The organism is Catenulispora acidiphila DSM 44928, from assembly GCF_000024025.1.
Classification (GTDB): domain Bacteria; phylum Actinomycetota; class Actinomycetes; order Streptomycetales; family Catenulisporaceae; genus Catenulispora; species Catenulispora acidiphila.
The window spans coordinates 5912753-5927654 of sequence record NC_013131.1; the positions used below are offsets into that span (position 1 = coordinate 5912753).

Consider the following 14902-nt stretch of genomic DNA (forward strand, 5'->3'; position numbering starts at 1 on the left):
CGCAATGGCCTCACATGCTCGACGAGCGCGTGAGGCCATGCCCGTGCCCGGCCAGCGCCTGGCGTACCGCAGTCTCGATATCGTTGTCCCGGAAACGGAATCCGGCTGCCAGCAACCGCTCCGGCAGGACCCGCAGACTGCCCAGCACCTCCGGGCCCATCTGCCCGACCCCGATACGCAGCGCCCACACCGGCAGCCGCAGCCGCGCCGGTCTGCCGACCGCCGACGCCAGCGCCTTCGTGAACTCCTTCGCACGCACCGGAATCGGCGCCGAGAGGTTGTAGGGACCCTCGCACTGCGGGCTTTCCCCCAGAAACTGAATGGCCGCGACAGTGTCGTGCAATGTCAGGAAGCTCCAATACGCGCGGCCCGAACCCAGCGTCGCGCCCACGCCGAACCGGAACGGCGTCAGCAGCCGCGGCACCAAGCCGCCGGCCGCGGACAGCACCAGAGCGGTCCGCAGGTGGCAGACCCGCACCCCAGCGTCGGCAGCCGGACCGGTCGCGGCCTCCCATCGCGACGTGACCAGCGGCAGGAAGCCGTCGCTGCCGGCGGCGCTGGACTCGGTGAGCTCCTCGTCGCCGCGATCGACGCCGTAGTACCTGATCCCGGACATCGAGAGCAGGACTGCCGGCGGTCTCGCGGCGCGCGCCGCCATCGTGGCCAGCGCCGAGGCGGTGCCGATGCGGCTGGCGGCGATCAGGTCGCGGTAGCCGGCGTTCCATCGCCGGTCGCCGAGCGGAGCGCCGGCCAGGTTGATGACCACGTCGGCGCCGTCGAGAAGGCGCGGATCGGGCTTCGCCGGGTCCCATCGCACTTCGTCAGGGTTCTGCGTCGGTCGGCGGACCAGGCGGACGACGTCATGGCCGTCCTGGTGGTAGGCCGAGCTCAGCGCGCCGCCGATCAGCCCGCTCGATCCGGCGATGAGGACGCGCACCTAGTGCCCCACGCTCGCGACCAGGGTGAGCACGAACCCGGATCCGACCAGCAGCAAGATGGCGCGTGCACTGATCCGCAGCTTGCGCCGGAAGCCCGGGCGCTCCTCGGGGAGTGCGAACACGCGCGCCGGCCAGTGGCGCCACGACACATGGACGAAGACGGCGGTCGCCGCGACGTCCAGGGCGAGCGCGATGCCGTAGACCACCCGCGCCCCGGCCCACGGGCCCAGCGCGATGATCGCCGCGGCGCTCGCGATCAGCGTCGCCGCCATCGCCAGCACGCGCCAGCGGTTGCCGTGTGCGAGGACTGTGATGAAGTCCTCGAGCTGGTCGTCGTCGGTGAAGAATTGCGCGCTGCGCGGCTGTACGAGCGCCAGGCTGTAGGTCATGGAGCCGGTCCACACCGCGGCCGGCAGGAGGTAGACGGCTTCGAGAATCACGATCGGCACAGTACGCCATCGAACCTATGTCGCCGAGGGCGAAACGCTGCTAACCTCCCGGGTTCAGGGGACTGATACGTACACAGGTTGATCACACGGGGTGAATGATGGGCGACCATCTCAGAGCCGATCTGAGAGCGATACAGGACCTGACCGGAACACTTCACGGCCTGGCCCAACAGCTCAATGAAGCGTTCAACTACCCGGTCGGGGACTTCACGACCGAGGCCGGTGCCGCGGACCTGGCCGCCGCGCTGGCCGAGTTCTCCGACAACTGGACGATCCGGCAGGCGAACCTGTTGAGCGACTTGAACGATCTCGGACAGGTCGCCGAGGCGGCCGCGGCCACCCTCAGCGCCACCGACACGCACCTGGCGCAGGCCGTGAACGGCGCGCTGACCAAGGCCGAGACGCCCGCCCCGCCGCCGCACACCGGCCGCCGGATGCCGGTATGAGGCCCGCCGAGGGAGGCGGTGGCGGCGACGGCTGGTGGCCGCTGAGCCCGAACGGCGATCCGGCCAAGGGCAACGCCGGGACGCTGTCCACGCATGTGACGGCGTACACGAAGATCGCCTCGCAAGCGGCGTCGGTGTCGAAGGCGTTGACCGGCCTGTGTGTCGACGAATTCTGGGACTCCGACTCCGGCACGGCGTTCAAGGTGCGCTGCGACAACCTCGCCGCCGAACTCGCCAAGATCGTCTCGCGGTATCAGACCGCTGCCGACGCGCTGAAGGCCTACATCCCGGACCTGGAGCACGCGCAGACGAACGCGGCCAGCGCCAAGAGTCTCGGCGACAGTGCGGAGTCCGACTTCGCCGCCATCGGCTACACCTACAACCCGAGCGGGGAGTTCGGCGCCACCTTCACCGGCGTCCGGGTGCCCTTCGCCCCGACCGTGCCCTCCGCCAAGCCGATGTCCCCGGTGGACCCGCACTGGGGCAAGTACCAGACGGCGGCTCAGGAGTGGAACACCGCGGTGCGCCGGGTCGCCGACGCCGCGCACCTGCACGACACCAGCGCGTCCGCCGCCGCCCGCAAGATCAAGGCGGTCGCCGAGGGCGACGGTGTGTCCAACCAGCACTGGACCGCCCTGGACGGGCAGCAGCGGGCCTTCCTGTCGCAGCTGACCAACCCCGCCACCGTCGAGTCCGCGGTCCTGAACCTGCCGCTGGTCAACCCCAACGGGGAGCAGAACGGCGGCGTCAATCCGGAGCTGCCGATCGATCCGTCGGTGCTGGAAGCGGTCCTGGACGACCTGCGGTCCAAGAACGTGGATCCCAAGCAGTACAAGACGCTGCTCGACCAGTATTGGGTCGCCACCGCCGCGCAGCACGCCGGCATCGACCTGAACGAGTGGGACCCGGCGGCCGGCACCGGTCCGAACATGGCCAACATCCAGGCTGTGTACACGTACTACGGGAAGCTGTTCCTGGACCATCCCGAGCTCCAGTGGGCCGGTATGGCGAACATGATCGGGCCCTCCTTCGCCGGCGGGTTCATGGACATCGACATGTTCCGCAAGTTCGCGCAGGACTTCGCGACGAAGGTGGACGGCCTGCCGGCGGCGGTGCGCGAGTCCCTGCCGCCGGAGCTGCAGCAGCTGGCCGCAGCCGGCGGCCAGATGTCGGCCACCGAGCTGAAGTACTTCGAGACCAAGTTCCTGGCGATGCAGAAGCACATCTTCTTCGACCAGGCCGCCGCGCACGAGGCGTATCTGGCCGGGCCGCCGAACAACAAGACGGCCTACATCGACGAGATGCAGAAGGCCGGGCTGTTCCCCGGCGACGTCCCGCCGGACAAGACCGCGAACGCCTGGCACGTCATCGCCAACCCGCACAGCACGCCGCAGCAGGTCATGGACGCGAACGGCACGCTGCTCTACCGCGAGCAGAACGTCGTGATCAAGGACCAGTACAACCAGATGTACAACCACGACGGACCGGTGGGCAAGGCCTTCACGTACATGATGACCACGGTCGGCGCGGCGTCCATCCCGGGCACGCACACGCCCGGGGAGTACCGGCCGATCACCTTCGGCGGCGACGTCAGCGTCCCGGTGGTCGTCGGCAAGGAGACGGTCGGGGTCCATGTGACGACACCGCTGCCGGACTTCAACATCACCAACACGCAGGACCGCTGGGACTACGTCACGCACGACACGCTCCCGGCGTACCAGAAGCTGCTGCAGCAGGATCCGAACCTGGCCCGGCAGATCGTCGCCACGCCGGTGCAGGACCGGATCGCGCAGCAGCGGCTGTCCGCGCGCTGGCCGACCATCGCCGACGACCTGCTGGCCAAGGACTGGGACATCAAGCTGGACCACCACTTCACCCCCGGCCTTGACCTCCCCTGGTAGCGGCGGCCGATACCGTGAAGTCTGTGACCGCCCGTCCCGCCGCGTCCATCCTGGTTTGCCTCATCCTGGCCTTGGGAGGCTGTAAGAACATGAGCACGTCCTCGGGCGCCGCGTCCCCGCCGAGCGCAGGCGGCTCCCACGCGCCGGGCACCGCGGTCCACGACGGCAAGCTGACGATCGACCTGCGCCACCCGCCGACCCGCGCCGACCTCGGCTACCCGGCCGGTCAGAACTTCGTGGCCTACCAAGCCGGCTTCGCCACCGCCAACGGCGCCCCGATCGCCACCACCCTGATCCTGCCCACCGGCACCCTGCACATCCCCGCCTACAACATCAGCGCCGACGGCGGCAACCCCCTGATCAATGACGACCCGGACCACCGGCGCCCCCCGGTGGACCTGGTGGTCACCCGCACCTTCGGCAAGCTCTCCGACGCGCAGGCATCAGTGGCAGCCGACGCCCCGACCCTCGGCATCCCCGTCGCGCCCAGCGCCACATACCAGTCCGGCACGGACTACAGCGCAGTCCACGACTGGCTGTCGGTGACGGTCACCATGCAGGCACCCGCCGCCGACGGCCACGTCGACGTCCAATACGCCTTCAACTTCGGCATCTACCACAACCCCGCCCGCGACCGCATCGAACACGACGGCGTGGTCTCCATCGACCTGACCCGCCTCCCGACCCGCGACGACCTGGCCATGCTCCCGACCTACCCGAGCACGGACCTCAACCCGGAGCCCGGCAAGACCCTGAGCGTGCACCTGAAGCTCCCCGCCGGCACCATCCAGCGCCAGGTCACCGAGGTGACCTCGACCTCCGAGAGCAAGACCGTGGCCGACCCCCGCGGCATCGGCCAGCCTCTGCGCACGAGCTTCACCACCACCGCGACGACGATGGACCAGCTGAAGGCGAACCTGCTGGCGGACGCCGCCGCCCTGGGCCTGTCGCCGCAGGAGATCCAGAACGGCTTCAACGGCAACCCGGGCCAGAACTACGGCGCCACGCTGCAGGGACACTCGACGGCGGTGTACGACGTCGATGTCAGTTTCGGGGGCAAGGTCGGGCCGGGGAATTTGAACAGTGCTACGTATAACTTCATGTATCGGCGCTGATCTCGCGCTTGCGCACCGGCTTGCTGACCGCGCCGATGTGATCGGCGCGCGTCACTTCGAGGCCGGCGGGGTGGCCTGGCGGGCAAAGAGTGACGGCAGTCCGGTCGGCGTCGCCGATCACGAGATCGAGCGCACGCTTCGCGCGCTGGTCGGCGAGGCGCGTCCTGAGGATGCGTTCCTTGGCGAAGAGTTCGGGGCGCGGGGTGTTGGGCGGCGCCGGTGGATCGTCGATGCGATCGACGGCACTGCGAGCTTCGTGGCCGGCGAGCCGGAGTGGGGGACGTTGATCGCGCTGGATAGTGGGGATGCGGTCGCGGTCGGGGTGGTCACGGCTGCGGCGTGCGGGAGGCGGTGGTGGGCGGCGCGTGGTGGTGGAGCGTGGAGTGCCGGCTTGCCGATGAGTACTGACCTCGACCTGGCGATGGATCCGCGGGCGCCGCTCGTCGGCCTGCCGATGAGTCCGGTCGCGCCTCGTGCCCACCTGCCCATGGATCCGGCTGCGGCGCCAACCCGCCTCGCCGTGAACACGGCCACTGATCTGCGTGACTCCTCGATCGGCATCTGGCCTCCGCCTGCCCGGCTCAACCCGCGCGGCCGACAGCTCGCCGCCACTCTCGCGGCCTGCGCGCGGACCACGCTTCCCTCACTGGACTGGTCCAGCTCGCTCACGCCGACCGCACCGGTTCGCAAGCCCTCCACCGGCTCAGGAACCTGCCATGGTGCGCTGCTCGTGGCCACCGGGCGCCTCGACGCCTTCCTGCTGCTCGGTGCAGGCGCCTGGGACGTCGCCGCGCTCGTGCCGATCGTCGAGGAGGCGGGCGGTGCGTACAGCGATCTGGCCGATCACCGGAGCGGTGACGCGCGGACCGCGTTGTTCTCAGCTCGCGGCATTCACCAGCAGATCCTGGATATCGCGGCGCGCCCCACTCCCCCGAGCGCGTGACCGCGCGGCTCCCCTTGTGCGGTGGGGAGTGCTGCGCGCGGTCACGCGCGGTGCTGGGCAGCGGTGCGGCCAGCCGGCCCCCTGGCGCGAGACCCCGGTGTCCGCCCCCCGGCGGCTGACAGCGGGTCCGTTGTCTGTCGGACGCGGTGCCGCTGACGCCGGGTCTCACGGTCGGCCGGACCGCCGCCCACGGACCTTGGTGCGGTCCTGTCCATCGAGCTTAGGAAGGTCGCGGGGTCCCGGGCAGGTGTTGCCTGTAGCCAATAACTCAGTGTTCGAATTCACCCTCGGTGAGGCGGAGGTCTTCAGGAACCGTCAGCGAGATCGTCAGCGTCGCCGAGGATGCGGTCCAGGCTGCGGCGCCCCATCCGGCTCATCGCCGGGTTGGTGTCGAGGTAGTACCAGACCACGCCCATGGCTTGCTGGAATGCCCAGGCCTTGCCGCGTTGCCATTGCAGGTCGTCGCAGGCGAGGGTTTCGCGCAGGGCGCGGCGTGGCTCGGCGTCGAGCAGGTGCCAGGCGGCGACGAGGTCGAGGGCGGGGTCGGCCGCTGCCAGGCCGCCAGCGTCCAGGACACCGGTCAGGCGGCCGTCGGCGACCAGGACGTTGCCGGGGATCAGGTCGCCGTGGGTCATCCGGTCGGGGTCGGTGCGAGGCAGGTCGCGCAGAACCGCCCACAAGTCGCGCAGGCGCGGCACGTCAAGAAGGTGCTCGCTGCGCTCGAAGCACGTGTCCATCCACGCGTCATGCGCACGCAGGTCGCCGCCCCGGCCTTTGCCGCCGAAGACGCGGCCGCGCGTGTCCAGCGCACGGACGCCGCCGATGAACTCGGCCAGGTCGTGAGCGAACGGGATCGAGGCGTGCGGGTCCTCTTCGGTGGCCGTCGCGCCGGGCAGCCAGGTCTGGACGGACCAGGGCGCCGGGTAGCCGGCGCCGGGTTCGCCGAGCGCGACCGGCTCGGGGGTGGGGAAGCGGGTGCTGCCGGCCAGTTCGCGGGACGCCTCGGCTTCGGCCTCGAGCTCGCGGCGGATCGTGGCGGGCGGGCCGGGCTTGAGCGGAAGCCGGGCCGCGAGCCGGTCGCCGATGCGGAAGATGGCGTTGACCGTGCCCTGCGAAGCGAGCTGCGTGACGGGCAGTTCGCGCCACTGCGGGAACTGTTCGTCGACGAGCCCTCGGACGATGTCTTCGGACACGGTCAGCTGATCGTCATGCATCTGCACCGCGGAAGTCTCGCACGCGGTCGCGACTCCTGAACACTCCTGCACGATCAATGGCGAGTCGTCAGCCGTCAGCGATAGCGAGTCAGCGCGGACCCGGCGTCGCGGTGGTGAAGTCCCCGCCGAGGTAGCGGACCTCGGGGTCGTCGGGGTCGATCGGCTGGTTGGCGAAGCGGTCGGCGAAGGCTGAGGAGTCGTCCTGCGGTTCGTAGCCCAGGCGGCGGGCGGAGTCCAGGTTGCCCCAGGCGGTGCGGTTGGCTGAGACGCCGTAGACGATCTCGTAGCCCAGGTCCGGTGTGGTCGCCAGGGTGTGGAAGAGTCGCACGGCGTCGCCGGGGCTGAACCAGGTGTCCAGCATGCGGCGGGTCTTGGGCTCGGCGTAGCAGGCGCCGATGCGCACGCATGCCACCTGAAGCCCGTGGCGGTCGTGGTAGAAGGAGCCGATTGCTTCGCCGAAGACCTTCGATACGCCATAGAACGTGTCGGGGCGGGTCCGCGCGTCGGCTGGGATGCGTCCGTTGCCCAGCGACGAGCGCTCGTAGTACCCGACCGCGTGGTTGCTGCTGGCGAACAGGAAGCGCGGCACGCCGGCGCGCGCCGCGGCGTCGAAGACCCGGTACGTGCCGTCGATGTTGGCGTGCAGAATCGCGTCGAAGTGGTCTTCGATGGGAATTGCCGCCAGGTGGATCACCACGTCGATGCCCGCCATCGCGGCGTCGAGCGTCGCGGCGTCGCTGATGTCGCCGACAATCCACTCCGCCCCACCGGGATCGTCCGGCATCCGCAGATCCAAGCACCGCAGCTGCCAGCCGAGCGCCGCCAAACCGGTGCGCAGGAACGTCCCCACTCCCCCGGCGGCACCGGTGATCAGCATCCGCCGCCCGGCGCTCTCGCTCACATCCTCAGGCATCCGCCAGCGCCTTTCCGATCGCCGTCAGGTCATCGGCGCCGGCCAGCCCGGCGTGGTAGATCCGAACTCCGGCAGCCCCAGCCGCGCGAACATCGCCGATGACCCGCGCCAGTCCGTCCGGATCGCCGCCCATGCCGCGAATGCCGAGCAGACCGGCGTAGACATCCACGCCGTGCCCGACCGAAGCTGCGACCGGCTCCGCGCTCCCTTTCCAGCAGTTGACCACAACGCCGCTGGTCCCACTCGGCAGCGTCGCCATGTCCAGCCCGGTATTGGCCAGGCTCACACGCGGTCGCGGAGTCGCATGGAAGGACACTGCGAAGCCCGGATCAGACCGCTGAGAACGCACCTCGCGCACCATCGCCTCCCGCAACCGATCCGCGACCCGACCGCGCATCGCAGCCACCGCATCGCCCAAGTCCGCGTCGAACACCGCACCGACACGACCCTCGAACGTCGCATCCAGCCGCGCACGAACCGCCGAACGCAACTGCGCGGCGTTCACACCAGCCTCGCGATAGGCAGCGCAGCACGCAGGACAGAAGCACAGCGAGAACAGGAACTGCTCGTCCTCGGACAACGGAATACCGGCCACCTTGTCGTGCTGGTTCAGGTGGTCGAACCCGTACCATCCGGCGGCTTCGAATTCGACCCCTGCGATATCCGGACGCTCGGCGACCACCGCCGCCAATCCGACCGCGTATTCGAGGACTGATTCATTCGCCGGACACAGCGCCCACGGATACACATCGCCGTAAGCGTTGACCACATGCGGCCCGTCAAAGCCGTCGACGTGATCGACCACCACCCACGCATGCGTCGCCACGCCCGCGCCCGCCAGCGCCGACGCCGTCTCCCCGAACACGTCCTGCCCCGGAACCCAGCCCTGAGCCTCCGGCAGCAGCCCCGACCACGCCGAACCGACCGGCAGATACGCAGCGCTCCGCTCGGCGACGATCACCCGGTGCGCCGGATGCCGCGGCGTCAGCGCGCGCGTCGCATGGTAGAACGCTGCGACGGTCGCGTGTCCGACGCCGAGCCCGGCGATCCGCTCAGCCGCCGCCGGATCCCCGACGACGTCCCACGGATACACATAGATCCCGGCGTCCATCAGAACCTCGGCCGCCGTCCGGTGAACTCCGGCTGCACCCGGCGCATCCACGTCGCGTCGTCGCGCTTACGGAATCCGCAGGTCAGGTACTGCTCATGCAGCCGTGCCAGCGCGTCTTCGTCGACGGCGACGCCCAGACCCGGACCCTCGGGCACCGTCAGCGCGCCGCCGACGAACCGCAGCGGACCGCCGGCGATAACCTCCTCGGTCTTCCACGGCGAATGCGTGTCCAGCGCGTACGTCAGGTTCGGCGTGGCGGCAGCCAGGTGCGTCATCGCGGCGAGGCTGATGCCCAGGTGCGTGTTCGAGTGCATCGACAGTCCCAGCCCGAAGGTCTCGCAGAGCCCTGCCAAGGCCTGCGTCGCCCGGAACCCGCCCCAGAAGTGGTGGTCGGACAGGATCACCTGGACCGCGCCCAGCCGCACCGCCTCGGGGATCTCGGCGAACCCGGTCACGCACATGTTCGTCGCCAGCGGCAGCGATGTCTTCGCCGCGACCTCGGCCATGCCGGGGATGCCGGCGGTCGGGTCCTCCAGGTATTCGAGTTCGCCTTCCAGCGCCGCAGCGACCCGGTGGCTGGTCTCCACCGACCAGTTCGCGTTCGGGTCCAGCCGGACCGGACGGTCCGGGAAGGCCGCCCGCAGCGCCTTGACCGCCGCGACCTCCTCTTCGGGGGCGAAGACACCGCCCTTGAGCTTCAGCGAGCCGAAGCCGTACAGCTCCACCATGCGGCGGGCCTGCGCGACGATGCCGTCCGGATCCAGCGCCGCGCCCCAGTCGTCGGCGGGGTAGTCGCCGGGGTGCTCAGCCCACTTGTAGAACAGGTAGGCGCTGAAGTCGACGCGGTCGCGCACCGCGCCGCCGAGCAGGTCCACCACCGGCTTGCCGGTCGCCTTGCCCTGGATGTCGAAGCACGCCACCTCGAACGCCGAGACCGCCTGCGCGACGGTCTTGTCCGCGCTGGCGGCACCGATCAGCTCGGTCGGCGAGGAGGCCGACGCCGAGGCCAGGGCGCCGGAGACGCGCCGGGTGAGGTCGTTGAGGTGGAAGACGTCCAGGCCCGGGAGGGTCGCGGCGGCTTGGCGCAGCTGGGCGAGGGTGGCGTCGTCGCCGTAGGCCTCGGAGACGCCGGTGATGCCGGCGTCGGTGCGGACCTGGATGATCGAGCGCAGCTGGAACGGCTCGTGCACGCCGGAGGCGTTCAGCAGCGGCGGATCGGCGATCGCGACCGGGGTGATGTCGACGCCGGTGACGACCGGTCCGCGCTGCGTGCTCTCGCTGCCGCCCCGACCTGCCTGAGTGCTCACGCCGCGGCTCCGACCTTGTGCTCGGCCAGGACCGCGCGGCCGTCGGCGATCAGCTGCTCGAGCTGCTCCAGGTGCTCCGGAGCCGGCTCGGTCAGCGGTGAGCGCACCGGTCCGGCGTCCAGCCCGTCCAGGCGCACACCGGCCTTCACCAGCGAGACCGCGTAGCCGGCGCCCTTGTTGCGCAGCTCGACCAGCGGCTTGTAGAAGCGGTCGATCAGCGCGTCGGCGAGCGCCCCGTCGCCCTCGCGGCAGGCGTGGTAGAACGCCAGCGCGATGTCCGGGGCGAAGCAGAACACCGCCGAGGAGTACAGCGGGACGCCGATCCCGCGGTAGGCGAGCTGCGTCATCTCGGCGGTGGGCAGGCCGTTGAGGAACAACAGGCGGTCGGCGCCGTGCCGCATGCGGACCGCCGCGACGATGCGCTGCATCAGGTCCAGGTCGCCCCGGCCGTCCTTGAACCCGATGATGTTCGGCACCTCGGCCAGGTCCGCGACGGTCTCCGGGGCGAAGGTGACGTTGTCGCGCTGGTAGATGATCAGGTCCAGCTCGGTGGAGGCGGCGATGCTCCGATAGTGGTCGGCGAGCCCCTGCTGGCTGCCGGAGACCAGGTAGGGCGGCAGGACCAGCAGCCCGTCGACCCCGGCCTGCTCAGCGGCCCGCACGAACGACGCGGCCAGCGGCGCCCCGTAGCCGACACCGCCGAGCACCGGCGCCCGCCCCGCCGTGACCTGCACCGCGACCCGCAGCACCTCGGCGTACTCGCGCTGGTCCAGCGAGAAGAACTCGCCGGTCCCGCACGCCGCGAACACCGCCGACAGCCCAGGACGCGCCGGATCCAGCAGCGCCAGCCGGCTCTCCAGATGCGCCGCGAAGGCGTCGAGGTCGACGTGCCCCTGGTCCGGGGTGAACGGCGTGACAGGGAAGAAGAGCAGGCCGTCGAGGCGGTCTGTCAGGGTACTCATGGTGCCTTCCTTCAGCTTGCGGCGGCGCCGGTGGCGGTGGCGCGTCCGTACCTCATGATCCAGGGGTAGCACGCTTAAGCTTTCGACGCCCACGCGGGGTCGTGCGGATGGTTAACGCTCACATGCGACGGGCTTGTTATCTCCGCATGTCGGAAAACAACTCACCATGCCCTCAAGCTGCACCTCGCGACGGTCACACCGAGCTGGACGCTCGGACGATCGCGAACGCCTCAGCGATCGTCGCCACGACGTGCGTCGGCCGCGAAACCCCCTCGGGCATCACCTCGGGCAGCGCCTCGCCCTGCGAGATCCAGATGGTCCGCAGTCCGGCGGCCGCTCCCCCGGCGATGTCCTTGTCCAGCCGGTCGCCGACCATCCAGCCGTGCGGTCCCAGCTCGACGCCGAGTTCGTGGGCTGCTATCTCGAAGATCCGGCGATGCGGTTTGCGGTGGCCGGCGGCTTCGGAGTCGATGACCGCGTCGACGTGGGGGCGCAGTCCGACGCTGTCCACCTTGGCCTGCTGCACGGCGGTGGATCCGTTGGTGACCACGCCGAGGCGCCAGCCTTCGCCGCGCAGCTCGGTCAGCGCGCGGCGGACCTGGTGCTCCAACACGAACTTGCCCGGGAACACCGCGGCGACCTGCGCCATGAGTTCCTCGTCGGGGGCGGTTATGCCGTAGTGCGCGCGGGCGTCGGCGACGAAGCCCGGCCAGCTTTCGGCGGCGACCACGCGGAGGAAGACATCGGCGGCGGCGTCGGGACCGCCGGGGACGTACTCGGCGGCGAAGTCCAGGGACCAGGCGCGCAGGGCCGCCTTGGCGTCCACGAGGGTGTCGTCGAGGTCGAAGAAGGCGAACCGCATGCGGTGATCATAGGTGCAGCGTCTCGAACGCCGCGGCGGAGACCGGCTCGGCGAACAGGTAGCCCTGGCCCTGGTCGCAGCCGAGCGCGCGCAGGTACTCGTACTGGGCCTCGCTCTCGATGCCCTCGCCGACGGTGATCATGCCCAGGGCGTGCGCCATGGTGACGACGGCGGTGACGATCGCGGTGTCGCCGCCCTTGTGCTCCAGGCCGTTGACGAAGGCACGGTCGATCTTCAGCGCGTTGGCGGGGATGCGGCGCAGGTGGCCCAGGGAGGAGTAGCCGGTGCCGAAGTCGTCGAGCGCGATCTGCACGCCCAGATCAGAGACCTGCGACAGGACCGCCTGGGCGAACTGCGGAGCCTCGTGCACGGCGGTCTCGGTGACCTCCAGGGTCAGCTGCTCGGGCTCGAGCCCGCTGCCGCGCAGGGCGTTGGCGACCTCGGCGACCAGCCCTTCGTCGTTGAGCTGGCGCGGGGACAGGTTCACCGCCATGGTCAGCGGCGGCTTGCCGGGATCGCGGCGCCGGTTCCAGACGGCGAGCTGCCCGCACGCCTCGTGCAGGACCCAGCGGCCGATGGGCACGATGAGATCGCAGTCCTCTGCGATCTCGATGAACGTGGACGGCGGGAGCAGGCCGCGTTCGGGGTGCTGCCAGCGGATCAGGGCCTCCATCCCGATGATCTGCCGGTCGCGCAGGTTGTACACGGGTTCGTAGACGAGGCGGAACTCCTTCTCCTCGATCGCACGGCGCAGCTCGCCTTCCAGCCAGAGCCGGGAGACCGCCTCCTCGCGGACGCTGTCGTCGAAGAAGATGTAGCTGCCCGAGCCGTGGTTGCGCGCCTTGACCCGGAACATGGCGGCGTCGGCGTCCCGCAGCAGCTCGTCGGCCGTCGTCATCGGGTCGGACGTGACGGCGATGCCGATGCTGGCGCTGATGTGGATCGGCTGGCCGTCGCGCTCGAAGGGGGCGGACAGGGCGCGGGTGACCCGGCGGGCCACGTCCGCGGCGTCCTTGCGTCCCTGGACATGCTCGCACAGGATCACGAACTCGTCGCCGCCGAAGCGCGCGACCAGGTCGCTGCCCTGGCGTACGGCGCTGCGCAGCCGAGCGGCGGTGGCCACGAGCAGGGCGTCGCCGGCGGCGTGGCCGAGGCTGTCGTTGACCACCTTGAACCGGTCCAGGTCCAGGAACAGCACCGCGAGCCGGCCGCCCTGCACGCGCATCTTGGCCAGTGCCTGATCGATCCGGTCGACGAGCAGCGCGCGGTTGGCCAGGTGGGTCAGCGGGTCGCGCACGGCCTGCTCGGCCAGGGCGTCCTCGATGCGCTTGCGGTCGGTCAGGTCGTGGCTGACGGTCAGCACGCTCACCACGGTGCCCGTCGCGTCCCGCTCCGGGACCAGCCGCGTGTGGAAGAAGCGCCGAGTCCCCGCCAGCACCAGGTCGTGCTCCACCTCGTCGCCGACACCGGTCCGCAACACCCGCCGCAGCGTCTGCTCCCACTCCCGCACGAACTTTTCCTGATGCCCCGCCTCCCGGTTGGTCCGCCCGACCAGCTCGCTCTCGGGCACGCCGGCCACCCGCAGCGCAGCGGGGTTGGCGTAGGTGTAGCGCAGCTGCCGGTCGAACCGGCACATCGGGTCAGGACTGGACTCGATCAGCGCGCGCAGCTCGGTCCCGATCCGGTCGAGCTCAGCGGTCTTGGCCCGCAGCTGCGCCTCGGTGGTGGTCCGCGCGGTGATGTCACGGGAGATGCCGAAGGTGCCGATGATCATGCCGTCGAAGTCCCGCAGAGGCTGCTTGCTACAGCTGAAGACTCGCTCAGAGGCATCCGGCAACGTGTTCGCCTCACGGATGTCGAACATCGGGACGCCAGTCCGAATGATCTTCTGCTCGTCCTGGAACGCGTTCCCGGCATGCGCGGAGGTGAAGTAGTCGAAGTCGGTCTTGCCGATCATCTCCGTGGGACTCTCGGCACCGGTGAGGTCGGCCTGACTACGGCTCACCCGGATGAAGCGCGACTCCCGGTCCTTGAAGAAGATGGTGTCGGCGCAGGCGGACAGGAGGTTGTAGAGGCAGATGCGGTCGAGTTCGTCCTGGTCCAGGCGGGGGACGTCGGTGGCGGCGGCCGCGTCGCCGGTGGCAGTCGCCTCGGCGCCATCGGCGGTCGCGGCGGGGGCGTCGGGGACGGCGCCGGGAGCAGCGTCAGGTGCGGGAGCGGCGCTGCCCGTACCGGCCTCAGCCTCAGCCTCGACGCTCACCTCAGGAGCAACATCGACCTCTATACGCGCCGCACCAGCATCCCGACCTGGCGTTTTCTGATTCCCGACGGACATCGCGCCGACCCGATCCGCGCACGGACGACCGGCCTGACTGCGCCATGCGCTGTGCTCGTGCTGAAGCCTTCAGTCCTTAACATGCTAAACCCGGCGCTCGCACGACGGTAAAGCCGAGGCGCCAGACCGGGTGGATCGACCATGTCGAGCCGTGTGCACGGGCGGGTGAGAAACAGGTTTCTTCGTCCACGAAGATTCACGTGGTGGAAACCTTGACGCGCCATCTTCGGCCGGTGATAGTGAGGGGCGTCGCGGTAGTCGCGCCCCCCAAAATCCCCTTTTGTGATCACGGGGTGCGCGCGAGGCGGCGATGTTACCGGTAACACTGCTCCGCACAGCTCTTCCCCACAGTTCCCCCACAGTTCCCCACCGCTGCTCCTCAGCCATCCCCACCAGCAAAGGAGAC

General features: G+C 69.9%; 13 protein-coding genes. 4 read left to right on the forward strand and 9 right to left on the reverse strand.

The window, feature by feature from the left end; genetic code table 11:
* Nucleotides 1-10 precede the first annotated feature (10 nt).
* Together CACI_RS25450 and CACI_RS25455 are read right to left on the reverse strand one after the other, a co-directional pair.
* Nucleotides 11-937: a TIGR01777 family oxidoreductase gene (locus CACI_RS25450; RefSeq protein WP_015793735.1), complete on the reverse strand. Its 927-nt coding sequence runs from the start codon at nucleotides 935-937 to the stop codon at nucleotides 11-13.
* A complete protein-coding gene (locus CACI_RS25455; RefSeq protein WP_143765390.1) occupies nucleotides 938-1378 on the reverse strand; it encodes a hypothetical protein in 441 nt (146 codons plus the stop codon). It lies immediately after the preceding gene.
* Nucleotides 1379-1482: 104 nt separating this feature from the next.
* Between CACI_RS25455 and CACI_RS25460 the strand changes: the two genes are divergently transcribed.
* The 4 genes from CACI_RS25460 to CACI_RS25475 all read left to right on the forward strand — a co-directional run bounded on the left by CACI_RS25460 (nucleotide 1483) and on the right by CACI_RS25475 (nucleotide 5792).
* Nucleotides 1483-1833, forward strand: coding sequence for a hypothetical protein (locus tag CACI_RS25460; RefSeq protein WP_015793737.1), 351 nt, complete (start codon nucleotides 1483-1485; stop codon nucleotides 1831-1833).
* Nucleotides 1830-3734 carry a hypothetical protein gene (locus CACI_RS25465; RefSeq protein ID WP_015793738.1) on the forward strand — a complete coding sequence of 635 codons (1905 nt, stop codon included), beginning with the start codon at nucleotides 1830-1832 and terminating at the stop codon, nucleotides 3732-3734. The genes CACI_RS25460 and CACI_RS25465 overlap by 4 nt, the downstream gene beginning before the upstream one ends.
* Nucleotides 3735-3823: 89 nt before the next feature.
* Nucleotides 3824-4849, forward strand: coding sequence for a hypothetical protein (locus tag CACI_RS25470; protein WP_015793739.1), 1026 nt, complete (start codon nucleotides 3824-3826; stop codon nucleotides 4847-4849).
* A 37-nt stretch (nucleotides 4850-4886) separates the two neighbouring features.
* A complete protein-coding gene (locus CACI_RS25475; RefSeq protein WP_015793740.1) occupies nucleotides 4887-5792 on the forward strand; it encodes an inositol monophosphatase family protein in 906 nt (301 codons plus the stop codon).
* A gap of 305 nt (nucleotides 5793-6097) precedes the next feature.
* Here CACI_RS25475 and CACI_RS25480 read toward each other — a convergent pair whose 3' ends face one another.
* The 7 genes from CACI_RS25480 to CACI_RS25510 all read right to left on the reverse strand — a co-directional run bounded on the left by CACI_RS25480 (nucleotide 6098) and on the right by CACI_RS25510 (nucleotide 14421).
* Nucleotides 6098-7006 carry an aminoglycoside phosphotransferase family protein gene (locus tag CACI_RS25480; protein ID WP_015793741.1) on the reverse strand — a complete coding sequence of 303 codons (909 nt, stop codon included), beginning with the start codon at nucleotides 7004-7006 and terminating at the stop codon, nucleotides 6098-6100.
* Between the two features lie 88 nt (nucleotides 7007-7094).
* Nucleotides 7095-7919, reverse strand: a complete 825-nt coding sequence (locus tag CACI_RS25485) for an NAD-dependent epimerase/dehydratase family protein (protein WP_015793742.1) — start codon at nucleotides 7917-7919, stop codon at nucleotides 7095-7097.
* Entirely contained in the window at nucleotides 7912-8880 is a 969-nt protein-coding gene (locus CACI_RS25490; RefSeq protein ID WP_143765391.1) for a hypothetical protein, read from the reverse strand. Before CACI_RS25490 ends, CACI_RS25485 begins: the two co-directional genes overlap by 8 nt.
* A 149-nt stretch (nucleotides 8881-9029) precedes the next feature.
* Nucleotides 9030-10337 carry a glucarate dehydratase family protein gene (locus tag CACI_RS25495; RefSeq protein ID WP_015793744.1) on the reverse strand — a complete coding sequence of 436 codons (1308 nt, stop codon included), beginning with the start codon at nucleotides 10335-10337 and terminating at the stop codon, nucleotides 9030-9032.
* Complete coding sequence (locus tag CACI_RS25500) at nucleotides 10334-11299, reverse strand: 5-dehydro-4-deoxyglucarate dehydratase (protein ID WP_015793745.1); 966 nt, start codon at nucleotides 11297-11299, stop codon at nucleotides 10334-10336. Before CACI_RS25500 ends, CACI_RS25495 begins: the two co-directional genes overlap by 4 nt.
* Before the next feature lie 193 nt (nucleotides 11300-11492).
* Nucleotides 11493-12161 carry an HAD family hydrolase gene (locus CACI_RS25505; RefSeq protein ID WP_015793746.1) on the reverse strand — a complete coding sequence of 223 codons (669 nt, stop codon included), beginning with the start codon at nucleotides 12159-12161 and terminating at the stop codon, nucleotides 11493-11495.
* Between the two features lie 7 nt (nucleotides 12162-12168).
* Nucleotides 12169-14421 (reverse strand): sensor domain-containing protein, encoded by a 2253-nt coding sequence (locus tag CACI_RS25510; RefSeq protein ID WP_015793747.1) that lies wholly within the window; start codon nucleotides 14419-14421, stop codon nucleotides 12169-12171.
* Nucleotides 14422-14902 lie beyond the last annotated feature (481 nt).